General features: G+C 63.7%; 13 protein-coding genes. 8 read left to right on the top strand and 5 right to left on the bottom strand.

What is annotated here, in order from left to right:
• Positions 1-57: 57 nt before the first annotated feature.
• Positions 58-510 (bottom strand): DUF3005 domain-containing protein, encoded by a 453-nt coding sequence (locus CJU94_RS26355; RefSeq protein WP_095422805.1) that lies wholly within the window; start codon positions 508-510, stop codon positions 58-60.
• A 312-nt stretch (positions 511-822) separates the two neighbouring features.
• On the opposite strand from CJU94_RS26355, the gene CJU94_RS26350 reads away from it, so the two are divergent.
• The 3 genes from CJU94_RS26350 to CJU94_RS26340 all read left to right on the top strand — a co-directional run bounded on the left by CJU94_RS26350 (position 823) and on the right by CJU94_RS26340 (position 3,005).
• Positions 823-1,056 (top strand): hypothetical protein, encoded by a 234-nt coding sequence (locus CJU94_RS26350; RefSeq protein WP_095421570.1) that lies wholly within the window; start codon positions 823-825, stop codon positions 1,054-1,056.
• 129 nt (positions 1,057-1,185) lie between these two features.
• Positions 1,186-2,112: a serine O-acetyltransferase EpsC gene (epsC, locus tag CJU94_RS26345; protein ID WP_095421569.1), complete on the top strand. Its 927-nt coding sequence runs from the start codon at positions 1,186-1,188 to the stop codon at positions 2,110-2,112.
• 71 nt (positions 2,113-2,183) lie between these two features.
• On the top strand, positions 2,184-3,005 hold the full coding sequence (locus CJU94_RS26340; RefSeq protein ID WP_095421568.1) for an AraC family transcriptional regulator: 822 nt from the start codon (positions 2,184-2,186) through the stop codon (positions 3,003-3,005).
• A 3-nt stretch (positions 3,006-3,008) separates the two neighbouring features.
• On the opposite strand, the gene CJU94_RS26335 is transcribed toward CJU94_RS26340, so the two are convergent.
• From CJU94_RS26335 to CJU94_RS26325, 3 genes are all read right to left on the bottom strand, one after another.
• Entirely contained in the window at positions 3,009-3,524 is a 516-nt protein-coding gene (locus tag CJU94_RS26335; protein WP_095421567.1) for a metal-dependent hydrolase, read from the bottom strand.
• A 138-nt stretch (positions 3,525-3,662) separates the two neighbouring features.
• Positions 3,663-4,028 carry a sugar ABC transporter ATPase gene (locus CJU94_RS26330; protein ID WP_095422804.1) on the bottom strand — a complete coding sequence of 122 codons (366 nt, stop codon included), beginning with the start codon at positions 4,026-4,028 and terminating at the stop codon, positions 3,663-3,665.
• Between the two features lie 307 nt (positions 4,029-4,335).
• Positions 4,336-5,487 carry a porin gene (locus CJU94_RS26325; RefSeq protein ID WP_095421566.1) on the bottom strand — a complete coding sequence of 384 codons (1,152 nt, stop codon included), beginning with the start codon at positions 5,485-5,487 and terminating at the stop codon, positions 4,336-4,338.
• A 627-nt stretch (positions 5,488-6,114) separates the two neighbouring features.
• Here CJU94_RS26325 and CJU94_RS26320 point away from each other — a divergent pair.
• A complete protein-coding gene (locus CJU94_RS26320; protein WP_095421565.1) occupies positions 6,115-6,651 on the top strand; it encodes a hypothetical protein in 537 nt (178 codons plus the stop codon).
• Between the two features lie 209 nt (positions 6,652-6,860).
• The gene (locus tag CJU94_RS26315) at positions 6,861-8,813 is read left to right on the top strand and encodes a PhoX family protein (protein ID WP_095421564.1); all 1,953 of its coding nucleotides are present in this window, start codon (positions 6,861-6,863) and stop codon (positions 8,811-8,813) included.
• A gap of 120 nt (positions 8,814-8,933) precedes the next feature.
• Here the strand turns inward: CJU94_RS26315 and CJU94_RS26310 are convergent, their stop codons facing one another.
• Positions 8,934-9,368 (bottom strand): hypothetical protein, encoded by a 435-nt coding sequence (locus tag CJU94_RS26310; RefSeq protein ID WP_095422803.1) that lies wholly within the window; start codon positions 9,366-9,368, stop codon positions 8,934-8,936.
• 236 nt (positions 9,369-9,604) lie between these two features.
• Between CJU94_RS26310 and CJU94_RS26305 the strand changes: the two genes are divergently transcribed.
• Genes CJU94_RS26305 through CJU94_RS26295 form a run of 3 tightly spaced genes read left to right on the top strand, consistent with a single transcriptional unit; the run spans position 9,605 to position 12,129 of the window.
• A complete protein-coding gene (locus CJU94_RS26305; protein ID WP_095421563.1) occupies positions 9,605-10,300 on the top strand; it encodes a CDP-alcohol phosphatidyltransferase family protein in 696 nt (231 codons plus the stop codon).
• A complete protein-coding gene (locus tag CJU94_RS26300; protein WP_095421562.1) occupies positions 10,301-11,113 on the top strand; it encodes a HalD/BesD family halogenase in 813 nt (270 codons plus the stop codon).
• Positions 11,110-12,129 (top strand): lysylphosphatidylglycerol synthase domain-containing protein, encoded by a 1,020-nt coding sequence (locus CJU94_RS26295; RefSeq protein ID WP_095421561.1) that lies wholly within the window; start codon positions 11,110-11,112, stop codon positions 12,127-12,129. The genes CJU94_RS26300 and CJU94_RS26295 overlap by 4 nt, the downstream gene beginning before the upstream one ends.
• Positions 12,130-12,134: the final 5 nt, after the last annotated feature.

The raw sequence follows: 12,134 nt of genomic DNA, 5'->3' as shown, positions 1-12,134 counted from the left end.
CAGGGCCCGCGCCGAAATTCAAACGCGGATGAAAAATAGAGACGCAACGTAAATCGACTATTTCACCCGACGCAATTCGATCAGCCGGGTAGGCCGCATATGATTGAGCGCGTAATGAATCCGCCCGCGTTCCTGGCGGCTGCCGACCGGACGCGGATCGTCGAATTGATGGTCTGCCGAATACGCGCCCTGGGGCTCGATCATGCCCTTGTCGATGACCGTATAGCCCGGCTCCAGCGCGAGCAGCAAATGATTGCCGCCAACCCGGCTGTCGAAGCCGGCCATGCCGTCGAGCGCCTCGGGCACGCTGTTCGTGAGGGTCGCGTTGCTGGTGGTGATCTCGTCGGGCGAGATCGGACTGTGGCCCGCGATGCGCGCGGCCTGAAGGTTCTTGCCGTCGGTGTCGACGGTGCTGTCGTGCGTGCGGTCGTTGTGCAGTTCCGTCGAGCTCGGGCCGTGCGTGGCCGCCGGCTGGTTCGCATCTGCTGGCTTGTTGATATCGCTGTTCATCATGCATTCTCCTTTGAAGAGGACATGGTGTGACATGCAGCAAAACCCGTTCCGCTCCGCACGAACCCTGATTCACTTGTGTTGCACCGCGCCTTATGCCGCAGTGGCGTGAGAGGATATTCGGCTGGCGAATGCGTCCGCAATTCTTTTCGTTTTTTTTAATGGACGCGTATTTTCTACAGAGTATGATCTTACTCCGACGAGCGAAGCGCGGTTAAATTGGCGACACGGGTCACGACTGTTTTTCCATGGTCGGCTGCCCATCCACGCGCTACTCAAAACATTCCACGGGGCCGTCAGGGCGGGTGACACATGCACTTCGATGCTGCATTCACACATCGCGGCTATTTGTTGAATTGCGCGCCGGCGCGCGCGGGAGATGGCACCTGGCAACCTTATGTCGTCATCTCGCGTTCGAGCGACGGCGAACTGGTCGCCAACCGTTTCTTCCCCACCGAGTTACGCTTTCCTGACGAAGCCGGCGCCATCGCCCACGCGCGCGATTGGGCGGTGCGCTGGATCGACGCGAGCAGCGTAACCATCTGAGCACCGGCCGCCTGACACGGCGCATAGGCCATGGCCCGCCAGATGTGCGCTCGCGCGGGTTGCGGCAAAACGCGGTAATCTCTCGGCATAATCACTTTGACCGTGCTGACTGCACGGCGCTGTCCTTTTATGCCTAACGTTCCTTCCCAGAACTGGGGTCTCGAACAGATCGTCGCGGACCTGCGCGCGTCGCGTGAAGAATTGCATCGCACACGGCACCCGCTCGGTATTCGCGAATTGCCGTCGCGCGAAGCGGTTGTCAATATCGTCGCCGGCCTGCGCGCGGCGCTCTTTCCCACGCACTACGGCGCGCCCGATCTCACTGACGAAACCGTCGATTACTACGTCGGCCACACGCTCGAAAGCACCTTGCGGCTGCTCGCGGAGCAGATTCGCCGCGCGTTGCGGTTCTTGCCCGAGTTCGGCGAAACGCCGGATGCGGATTTGCAGGCGCGCGCGTTCGGTGTCGCGCGTGAATTCGGCACGCAATTGCCGGGCATTCGCGCGCTGCTGGTCAGCGACATACAGGCGGCTTTCACCGGCGATCCGGCGGCGCAGCACATTACCGAAATCCTGCTCTGCTACCCGGGCGTGTGGGCGATGACCCATCATCGGCTCGCGCATGCGCTGCATCGGCTGGGCGTGCCGCTGCTGGCGCGTTTCATCAACGAGATCGCGCACTCGGCCACCGGCATCGACATACACCCGGGCGCGACGATCGGACCGAGCTTCTTTATCGACCACGGCACGGGCGTCGTGATCGGCGAGACGGCGATCATCGGCGAACGCGTGCGGGTGTATCAGGCCGTGACGCTCGGCGCGAAGAGTTTCGCCGCGGATCTCGACGGCACGCTGATCAAAGGCAACGCGCGCCATCCGATCGTCGAGGACGATGTCGTGATCTATGCCGGTGCGACGATTCTCGGGCGCGTGACCATCGGGCGTGGCTCGGTGATCGGCGGCAACGTCTGGCTCACGCACAGCGTGCCGCCGGGCAGCAGCGTATCGCAAGGCAAGATCCGCGAAGGCGAGCGCACCGACGAGGGGCGGCAGTGATGCGCGTGCCGGCTTGCGAGCCTACGCGTGCCGTCTTGCGCGAACTTTTCGTTAGCCGCTGAACGACGACCATGGCGCGCGGCCGCGTTCACATGCCTCGCTGCGCGCTTGCCGGCGTTGAAGCGACGGTGGCCGAAACGGCGCACGCGTTTCCGCGTCATTCGCACGACCGCTTCGGCGTCGGCGTGATTATCAGCGGCGGGCATCGGTCGGCGAGCGGACGCGGACGCGTCGAAGCGCGGGCCAACGACGCGATCATGGTCAACCCCGGCGAAGTCCACGACGGCAGTCCGCTCGACGAGCGTGGGCGCGCGTGGCGCATGTTGTATTTCGAACCGTCCGCGCTCATCGCCGCCGCGAGCGAACTGACGGGCGCGGCGCCGCGTGAAATCGAACTCACGCGGCCGGTGGCGCACGATCCTCTGTTGAAGCGTTTGTTCGAGCGGCTGTTCGCCGTCGCGGTGGAAGCACCGTGCGTGCCGGACGATCTGGTGCGCGAGGAAGCATTGCTCGACCTGCTCGGGCATCTGGTCCACGTTCATGCAACGCCGCCGACACGTTCATGGTCGACCGACGCGTTGGGCCCGATCGCGCGAGCGAAAGCGCGCATCGACGAGGATCCTTCGTCTGCGCTTACGTTGGCCGATCTCGCCGCCGATGCGGGCATGAGCCGGTTCCAGTTGTTGCGAGGCTTCGCGCGTGAGACAGGCCTGCCGCCGCACGCGTATCGAATGCAGCGTCGCGTGGCGCTCGCGAGGCACTGCATCGCGCACGGCGCCGCGCTGGCCGAGGCGGCCGCCGCGGCGGGCTTCGCCGATCAGAGTCATATGACGCGCGCATTCGTGCGCCTGTTCGGCGTGACGCCGGCAACCTATGCGGCAGCGCGTCGGTGAGGGTTAACCGATTCTCAAATGCTGCAGCAGGGAAATGCCATGCACGCCGTGCAGCCAGACGTGCTGCCCGACGAACCATGCCGCCGCCCACGAAGCCGCCACCACGATTAGATCGCAGTGCCCGCTATTCCAGAGATTCAATGAATGCCTGCCGGCGACCCAGGGCACGCCTAGCGGATTCGGCCAGTCGGCGAACAGATGCATCAGGCCGCCACAGGCGAACCCGAACGCCGGCGCGGCGTAGACCGAATGCCCGAGCCAGTGATAAGACACGGCGAGCAACGCCAGCCATGCCACGCCCCAATGCGTGAGCGTGCGATGCGTGATCCACAAGCGCCGCGCACGCGACCACCACGCCACTTCGAGCCAATCCGGCGCCGTGCTGCCGGCCACGCCGGTGATGAAACTCAATAGCACGCCGAGATGGAACGAGCCGCCGCCGCCGATGCGCGCGACGATCGCCGCCGCGATGACGCCGGCTGCGAAGCCGGTAGCGTGATGTGCTTTGCTGGATGCCATCGAAACTCGCGACGCAGCGCCGCATGAAAGACAAAGGGCGGTTATGTTCGCAGATGCGTGGATAAAAAAATAGCCGACACGCGAGTTAAAAAATCGCGTATCGGCTTGGCGTTCGAAACGCGCGCGCGGGACTGCAGCTCAGGTCGCGCAGCGTGCAATGTCGAAGCGCATTTCCGGTTCCGGCGGATCGTCCGGTGCGTTCGCGGGATGCATCACCTTGATGACCGAGCCCGCGTTCGACGGCGTCAGCGTGACGAAGTACGAGTTGTTCGAATCCGAGCCGACGGCGATCTGCATCGCGCCGCTCACGCGCGACGTACGCACGCGTGACAGACGGCTTTCGAGGCAATCGGCGATATCGGCAGGCGCGCGTTGCGAAGACACGTAGATCATCGGCAGCGACGCGTCGCGGGCGGGGCCGCTGGAAGAGCCACAGCCGGCAAGAGCGGTAAGCGCGGCAGCAAGCGCGACAGCAACGGGGGCAAGCAGGAGAGGTCTTTTCATGGTCCGGTCGTCGGCGTCCCCGGTCGTATGCGGGAACTTGGGGCGCGGGCGAAGCGCAACGCGATTCAGCGCGACGTCATGCTTCGCGACGAGGCCGCCGTTCAGCCGCCGCGAAAGGCTGGCATGACGGCAAGGAAGGCAGCCGGGCCCAGTATACCCACGCGATGCGCGCGCCGTCACTACTCGGGGCGGCCGGCATTGTGTCCAAACGTAAGGCCATGAAAAAACCCGCGACGCGATCGTGTCGCGTGCGGGTTCTCTGCGCAGCGAATCGATACATTCGCTGTGCACGTACTACCTGAGAGACTTAGAAACGGTGACGCAGGCCGACTGCCGCCGCCACCTGATTGCCGGTCGACGACGGCGCCAGCGTGTTGATCGCCGCGACGTTCGAGCCGAAGTTGCCGAGCTCGCCCGATGCATGCTGGTACACGCCTTCCACGTACACGTCGGTACGCTTGCTCAGCGCGTAGTCGCCTTGCAGCGACACCGTGTGCCACTTCGGATCACCCGAGCCGTTCGAGCCGGACATCTTGCCGTCGGTGAACGTGTACGAGGCCGCGAGGCTCAGTGCCGGCGTCAGCGCATAGCGGCCGTTCACTTCGTAGTTGTCCATGTGCAGGTTGGTGCCCGCGACGCCAGGCAGGGTCGTGCCGCCGACGTCCACGCCGCTGATGCCGTCCAGTTGCGTGTGCGTATAGACGAAGCCGACAGTCGCCGGGCCGTACGTATAGTTGATGCCCGCGCCGTACGTGCGTTGCAGATCGGCTGCGACCGCTGCGGTTCCGTCGCCCTGCGACACGGCGCCGCTCAGATTCGAGCTGCCCGACTTGTTCAGTTGCAGGTAAGCCGCGGCAAAGCTCAACGGACCGTTGTCGTACGAAGCACCGACGCTCCATGCGCGATTGTTCGAGAAGTCGCCTGCCGAGTTGCTGAAGCCGTACAGGCCGCCGAACTTGAGGCCCGCGTAATTCGCGCTGGTGTACTTCACGGCGTTCTTGATCGAGAACGAGTTGTCGAGATTGTCGTTGTCGAGCGGGTGAGCCGCCAGGTTGTTGCCGTAGCCCGCGCCTGCTGCGGACAGCGGTGCCAGGTAGTCGACCACGGAGTCGTATTGACGGCCCAGCGTGAGCGCGCCGTACTTATCGCTTTGCAGACCGACGAAAGCCTGACGATTGAACATCGTGCTGTTTTCCGAGTACTTGCCGTTGTTCAGGTTGAAGCCGCTTTCCAACGTGAAGATGGCATGCAGACCGCCGCCCAGATCTTCGTTGCCGCGCAGACCGAAGTACGTGTCCGACGCCACGCCGCTGCCTTGTTGCCAGTTGCTGTGGCCGCCCTGGTTGTTCGAGTACACGATGCCGGCGTCCAGCGTGCCGTACAACGTCACGCTGCTCTGCGCGTGGGCGGTGATGGCAACCGCGCCCAGGAGGCCTGCTGCGATGAGGGTTTTTTTCATGTTGAGATAGCTCCGAAACAGTGCGTAGAGAATCGCATCCCAGTGCTTACCGCCGATTACGCCGGCTGCCTGACGATCCGGGGCGAAGTGTAGTCCCGTTATTCCTATCTTGAATTGCAAATGGCACAACAATTATTTTTAAAATTCGTAATAGCGGACTGTTAATTGGATAAGTGCGGATAAATAAAGAAAAAATCCGTTCGGCGAAAAGCCCATTCTGGCCGTGTCAATCCCCGCGCCGTTGTCAAACTGCGACGTCACGCCGCAGCCCATGCTCAGTAAGGGTTGGGGCTAATTCGAGATACGCCGCGATTCATTCTGTTTTCTGCAATGTACTCTTCCAATTCACGTGACCTATCCCGATGAATTACGGCTATACAATTCGGCTCACCCCTTGACCAAGGGTGTCTTTTTCATCTTTTTATACGCGGCTCACGGGCCGCGTTTTTTTATGCCTTTTATATTCGGCTTATAAGCTCGCGCGAATCGCGGCGGCGACGATTTCGATTGGCGATTACGCCGCCCCGGCTTGTCCGTTCGTTAGAGGGCCGGGTTCGCCGCGCGCGGGGCGGGTAGAATTGCGTGCTCGAGAATGTTTCCGCCCCCGCGAACGTGAGTGAACCTGCAATGACCGATACACCCCTTCCATCGTCCGACCCCGCTGAAGATTTCACGACGGAAGGCGCGTCCGAACCGGGCGAAACCGTGCACGAAGCACGCCTGTGGCGCGACGACGGCTGGACCGCGCGCGTCATCAAGAATGAAGACGACGAAGGCTGGGCCGTCGAAATGATCAAGGACGGCGAAGCGGAACCCGCGCTCGTCGGACCGTGGACGATGGGCCGCAACAAGAAAGATCCGAAGCCGCTGGACACGTCCGCGTTCAACACGCTGGTGAAGACGGCGTCCGAAGTGCTGCGCCGCCATGAGCAGCAACTGCGCGCGCAACTGCATAAGGAAGTGCGGGTGGCGAGCGCGGATGGCAACGACGAACTCGACATCACGCTCGACATCGTTCCCGATGAAGACGAGCCGTACGCCCTCCTGACCGCGCTCGACACGTTCGGCGAACAGCTCGCGCAAGTGCAGGTGGCGCCCAATTTCAAGCTCAGCAAGGCGAGCGCCGCGGCGTGGGTCGAGAACGAGTTTCGCCGGCCGGGTTAGAAGCCGCTGCCGCTTGCGACAGGGTTGGGCTAGCCGGGTGGCTGAATGAAGGCCGACTAAATAATTACCAAAGCCTGTCAATATACTTTCACATTCACTTCATAGAATCCTCGCGTCATAGCGGCGCGAGCGTGAGCCATGTGGTTTGGGTCTGAGCGCGTGCCGGCTGTGCGTTCACCCACGCTACCCAAACACTGGATCACGACAACATGGCTGAGCCGTTCGACCTTTCCCGCCGCAAGGCCCTGAAACTGTTCGCGGGCGTCCCGATGCTGCCGCTCGGCGGACTTGCCACGGCTTCAATGCTGAGCGCTTGCGGGGGCAGCGACGACCTGGCGACGCCGGTCAAACCGGTCGCCAACTTCGTCTCCGCGGCGTTCGCCGGCATGGCCGCGCCGACGCTGGCCGATCCGGCCGCCATGGCGAAGACCACGGTGGCCTCGACGTTGACGGTGCAACTGAGCGACGGCAGCAGTCGCACGTTCAAGCTGGCGTACCAGCCATTCTTCGTGACCGGCGACAGCGTGCCGAACACCAAGGGCGGGACGATCCTCGCGGGCGGCTACTTCGACATCAACAATCAGCCGATCGTCGACAAGTCGGTTGCGGGCAAGGAACGGCAGTTCTACTCGGATTGCCCGGACGGCAGCTCGCTGATCCGCCTCGACAATCCGACGGTGAAAGGGCTCAAGGGCAACGCGGTATTCGCGGTCGTGCAATTCGAATACACGACGCGCGATCAGAGTCTCGCGTCGATGTACGGTCAATTGCCGTCGCCGATCGCCGTGCTGACGCTCGACCAGGACCCGGCCACCGGCAAGCTCACGCTGGCGGGCTACTCCAATGTCGATACGTCGAAGGCGCATGGTTTGTGGATCACGTGCGGCGCGAGCCTGTCGCCATGGAACACGCATCTGTCGAGCGAAGAATACGAGCCGGACGCCACCACGATCGCCAGCAATAGCCAGTTCAAAGGCTTTAGCCGCAACCTGTACGGCGACGAAACGACCGCGAACCCGTATCACTACGGCCATCTGCCGGAGGTGACGGTCAATCCGGACGGCACCGGCACGATTAAGAAACACTACTGCCTCGGCCGTATCTCGCACGAACTGATTCAGGTGATGCCGGACAAGCGCACCGTTCTGATGGGCGACGACGCGACCAACGGCGGCCTGTTCATGTTCATCGCGGATCGCGAAGCCGATCTGTCGGCGGGCACGCTGTACGTCGCGAAGTGGACGCAGGTGTCCGCGAGCGGCGCGGGCGCGGCAACGCTTTCGTGGATCAACCTGGGCCACGCGACCAGCGACGAAATCGAGGCGCTCGCCAACCGCCTGCGCGCGAACGACATCATGGACGTCGCAACCAAGGATCCGCTCGATCCGACCTACACGAAGATCAACTACAACGGCACGTTCAACTGGGTGCGCATCAAGCCCGGCATGACGCAAGCGGCGACCTTTCTCGAGACGCACCGCTATGCGGCGCTGGCTGGCGGCAGCATGGGGTTCACGAAGCTCGAGGGCACGACGGTCAACATCAAGGACAAGGTGCTGTATTCGGCGATGTCGCGTATCGAGAAGTCGATGGTGCGTGGCAATGCGGCTTCCACCGACGTCGCCGTGGACAAGACGATCAACGCCGGCGCGGTCTACGCGCTGAACATGAAAGGCGGCCAGCGCGATCGCAGCGGCGGCGCGATCAACAGCGAATGGGTGCCGGTGGACATGGCCGCGCCCGCGGCGCTCGTCGGCGAGGACCTGTCCGCGCCGGACGCGCTCGGCAACACGGCGAACCCGGAGCGCATTGCGAACCCGGACAACCTCAAGTTCTCGGAGAAGCTGCGCACGCTGTTCATCGGCGAGGACAGCGGTCTGCACGTGAACAACTTCCTGTGGGCGTACAACGTCGATACGAAAACGCTCGCGCGGGTGCTTTCGTGCCCGGCGGGCGCCGAGTCGACCGGTCTGCACGCCGTCGACGAAATCAACGGCTGGACTTACGTGATGAGCAACTTCCAGCACGTCGGCGACTGGGAAAGTCCGTTGCACGACAAAGTCAAATCGACGCTGGATCCGCTCGTGCGGGCCAACTATAAGGACCGCTTCGGCGCGACGGTGGGCTATCTGACGGCGGATCCGGCGGCGATCAAGTTGTAAAAGGGCCGAAGATGGAGTCGGCCTGCGAGGTACGGCACGGCGTGCCGGACAGGCCGAAGCCGGGAACGGTGAAACGCCGGCCCGTATCTGCGCGCGGCCATTGCTTCAAGCATGGCCGCCTCAACTCCGCTTGCAGAAAATCGCCGTGATGAGCGGCGCTACGTGATGCACGATCGCCGTGCTGCCTGAGGCGCTAACGGCCTTCTTCACCTTGGCCTCGCTGCCGACCACCACCACGCCATAGGCCGAACGGGCGACCGGTTCGCCGTCGCCGACCCGGAACATCGGGTCGTCTTTTTCGTAGCCGACCACCGCGAACACGTGAAAGCCGTATGCGGTCAGATCCGCGCCGGACATGGGCGAGAAGGCGTTGATCGAGTTGCTCTCCACGCGTGTGGGCTTCGGATCGATCAGCTGTTGCTGCGTGAGATCGGCAATGAACTGATGACCGCTTTCGTTGCAGGAGAGCGGCGCGTCGAGCGCGGTGGCGTGGCAGGTGAGCGGCAGGGCGGCCGTGCCCAGAGCAAGGAGTACAGACGAAAGAAAGCGTTTCATAAGCGTGGACGCGGCCCGATTCGATGTAGTGTGTTCGCAACGGGCGGGCGTGATGTCGAGACCCGGAAAGACCGTGCGCATCGAAATGTTCCCGCGTGGCAGGCGCAACTGCCTTACACTTTATCGCGATTCGGCAAATCTTGCTTCGCCGCCGCCACTTATCGGCAACCGGCGAAGCGTCTGGAAACATACAGGAAGAAAGCAATCTTTTTCGATCCCGTATATATTTCCGGGTTATGAATTCGCGACCCCCAACTCCAATTAACGTTCCGCCGCCCAGAACATGGGACGCGCGGCTCGCTCGCCGGCTCGTCACTCCGCTCGTGAACACGTGGGTCACGCCTAACCATCTGACCACGCTGCGCCTGCTGATCGGGCTGGCAGGCGCGCTGTGCCTCGCTCATGGCGAGTTCACGTGGGCCAATGCAGGCGCTCTTCTGATCGTGCTGTCGAACTTCGTCGATCACACGGACGGCGAGCTCGCGCGCATCGGCGGAAAGTCGAGCCGCATCGGTCATTTTTACGACCTTGCCTGCGACGCGCTCGTGACCGTCATGTTGTTCGTCGGCATGGGCGTCGGCGTGAGCACGGCGCGCGGCGGCGCTCTCATCGTCGCGCCGGGCGTGCTCGGCGCCGTGGCCGGCGTGGCGGTCGCGCTGATCTTTTTCCTGCGCATGCGCATCGAAGAGATGGCCGGCAAGGCGGGCACGAAGCAGGCGTCCGTCGGCGGGTTCGAAACTGAAGATGTGTTGTATCTGCTGCCGATCGTCACGCTGACGAGCGTCGTCATGCCCTTCGTCGTGGTCGCGTCGATCGGCGCGCCGCTCTTCGCCGCGTGGGTGGTGATCGACTACTGGCGCGTGGCGCGCCGTGCCGCCCGTCCGGCGCCCGAGCCCACCGCCTTCCGAAATCAGCCAAATGTGGGCCAGTGAATGAGTACGCACGCCGAAGACGACGTGATCGCCCCGGTTCCGGTAGCGGGCTCGCCGGCCGCATCGCCCGCACCGAATGCCGACCGCGCGGTGGCGAGCCGTACGCGCGAGTTCGACAACCCGCGCCTGCGCAAGGACTTTGCCGAACAGGACGCGTTTCTTTATCTGGAAGACTTTCTCGCGCCCGAAGTCACGGCGCAACTCGTCCACAGCGCCCGTGCGCTGCTCGACGAAGTGAACCGCAACTATCTGCCGGGTCATAAGCAGGGCGGCAGCGTCAGCCGTCATACGATCGACCGGCGCGCGCCATTCATCGCCGAGCTTTACCGCTCGAAGGAACTGATCGGCTGGCTCGAGCAACTGAGCGGCGACAAGCTGCAAGTCTCGCCCGCCGACGATCCGCATGCCTACGCGCTGTACTACTACACGCGGCCGGGCGACCACATCGGCTGGCACTACGACACTTCGTACTACGACGGCCGCCGCTACACGCTGCTGCTCGGCGTGATCGACGAATCGTCGTGCCGGCTCGACTACGAGCTGCACACCCGCAATCCCGATGTCGCGGACCAGCCGGGTTCGGTGCAGATCCCGCCGGGCGGCCTCGTGTTTTTCGACGGCGACAAGCTGCGCCATCGCATCACGCCCGCCGGCGCAAACGAAATGCGCGTGTCGCTCACTTTCGAGTACGTGACGGACCCCAACATGCGGCCGTGGCGTCGTTTCATCTCGAACATGAAGGACGCGATTGCGTACTTCGGCTTTCGCCAGGTGTTCCGTCAGATGACCCAGCGCGGAAAGGACTCCGCATGAGCCGCGCGGCCCTGCTTCTGCTGTCGATCGGGACGGCGTTATTTGTCGGCCTGCTCGCATGGCAGGGTTTCGGCTCGGTCGCCTCGACGCTGCTCACGGCAGGCTGGGGGCTCGCGCTCGTCGCGGCGTTCCACCTCGTGCCGCTCGTTCTCGACGCCGGCGCGATCTCGGTGCTGTTCCAGCGCCGTCAGGACGGCGTGCATCACGGCCTGTCGTTGCGCGACGCGCTGTTCGCGCGCTGGATCGGCGAATCGGTGAATAGCCTGTTGCCGGCCGGCCAGATCGGCGGCCCGGTCGTCATGGTGCGGCAATTGTCCCAGCGTGGCATGCGCATGCGTGACGCGGCCGCGGCAATCACGGTCAGCACGACCGCGCAGGCGCTCGCGCAAATCGTCTTTGCGCTGGGCGGCCTGCTGCTGTTCGGCGCTTACGCCGCGCACGGCGCGCTGCACGACCTGCAAACCGCCACGCTGATCGCAACCGGTGTGCTGGGCGCGATGATCGCCGGGTTCTACTATGCGCAGCGGCGCGGTCTGTTCGGCCGGCTGCTCGGCGTGGTTTCGAAGCTGTTCGGCAAGCGCGACTGGTCCTCGTTGATGACGCGCGCTGAAGCCGTCGACGCCGCCGTGCAGGCCATGTACCGCGAACGCGGCCGCGTGGCGGCGAGCTTCGCGATGAGTTTCGTGGGCTGGGTCGTCGGCACGGTGGAGGTGTGGCTCGCGCTGCGCTTTCTGGGTCATCCGGTCGACTGGGTCGACGCTCTGTTGCTCGAAAGTCTGGGGCAAGCCATTCGCGGCGCCGCGTTTATGATTCCCGGCTCGCTCGGCGTGCAGGAAGGCGGCTATCTGCTGCTCGCGCCATTGGTCGGGTTGCCGCCTGACGCGGCGTTGGCGTTGTCGCTCGCCAAGCGCGCGCGCGAAATCCTGCTGGGCTTGCCGGGCTTGCTGGTCTTGCACTTCAGCGAACGAAGCTGGCAACGGCGCCGTGCCTTGGGGCGCGTGCCGGTTGTCGATTAATCTCC

This window comes from Paraburkholderia aromaticivorans (assembly GCF_002278075.1).
Lineage (GTDB): Bacteria > Pseudomonadota > Gammaproteobacteria > Burkholderiales > Burkholderiaceae > Paraburkholderia > Paraburkholderia aromaticivorans.
The sequence above is the reverse complement of the archived record's forward strand: the minus strand, read 5'-3'. Positions and strand labels throughout refer to the sequence as shown.

Bases quoted from the DNA above. Each gene is read 5' to 3' on its own strand.
- CJU94_RS26355 (WP_095422805.1), bottom strand. From the start codon at position 510: ATGAACAGCGATATCAACAAGCCAGCAGATGCGAACCAGCCGGCGGCC.
- CJU94_RS26350 (WP_095421570.1), top strand. From the start codon at position 823: ATGCACTTCGATGCTGCATTCACACATCGCGGCTATTTGTTGAATTGC.
- epsC (WP_095421569.1), top strand. From the start codon at position 1,186: ATGCCTAACGTTCCTTCCCAGAACTGGGGTCTCGAACAGATCGTCGCG.
- CJU94_RS26340 (WP_095421568.1), top strand. From the start codon at position 2,184: ATGGCGCGCGGCCGCGTTCACATGCCTCGCTGCGCGCTTGCCGGCGTT.
- CJU94_RS26335 (WP_095421567.1), bottom strand. From the start codon at position 3,524: ATGGCATCCAGCAAAGCACATCACGCTACCGGCTTCGCAGCCGGCGTC.
- CJU94_RS26330 (WP_095422804.1), bottom strand. From the start codon at position 4,028: ATGAAAAGACCTCTCCTGCTTGCCCCCGTTGCTGTCGCGCTTGCTGCC.
- CJU94_RS26325 (WP_095421566.1), bottom strand. From the start codon at position 5,487: ATGAAAAAAACCCTCATCGCAGCAGGCCTCCTGGGCGCGGTTGCCATC.
- CJU94_RS26320 (WP_095421565.1), top strand. From the start codon at position 6,115: ATGACCGATACACCCCTTCCATCGTCCGACCCCGCTGAAGATTTCACG.
- CJU94_RS26315 (WP_095421564.1), top strand. From the start codon at position 6,861: ATGGCTGAGCCGTTCGACCTTTCCCGCCGCAAGGCCCTGAAACTGTTC.
- CJU94_RS26310 (WP_095422803.1), bottom strand. From the start codon at position 9,368: ATGAAACGCTTTCTTTCGTCTGTACTCCTTGCTCTGGGCACGGCCGCC.
- CJU94_RS26305 (WP_095421563.1), top strand. From the start codon at position 9,605: ATGAATTCGCGACCCCCAACTCCAATTAACGTTCCGCCGCCCAGAACA.
- CJU94_RS26300 (WP_095421562.1), top strand. From the start codon at position 10,301: ATGAGTACGCACGCCGAAGACGACGTGATCGCCCCGGTTCCGGTAGCG.
- CJU94_RS26295 (WP_095421561.1), top strand. From the start codon at position 11,110: ATGAGCCGCGCGGCCCTGCTTCTGCTGTCGATCGGGACGGCGTTATTT.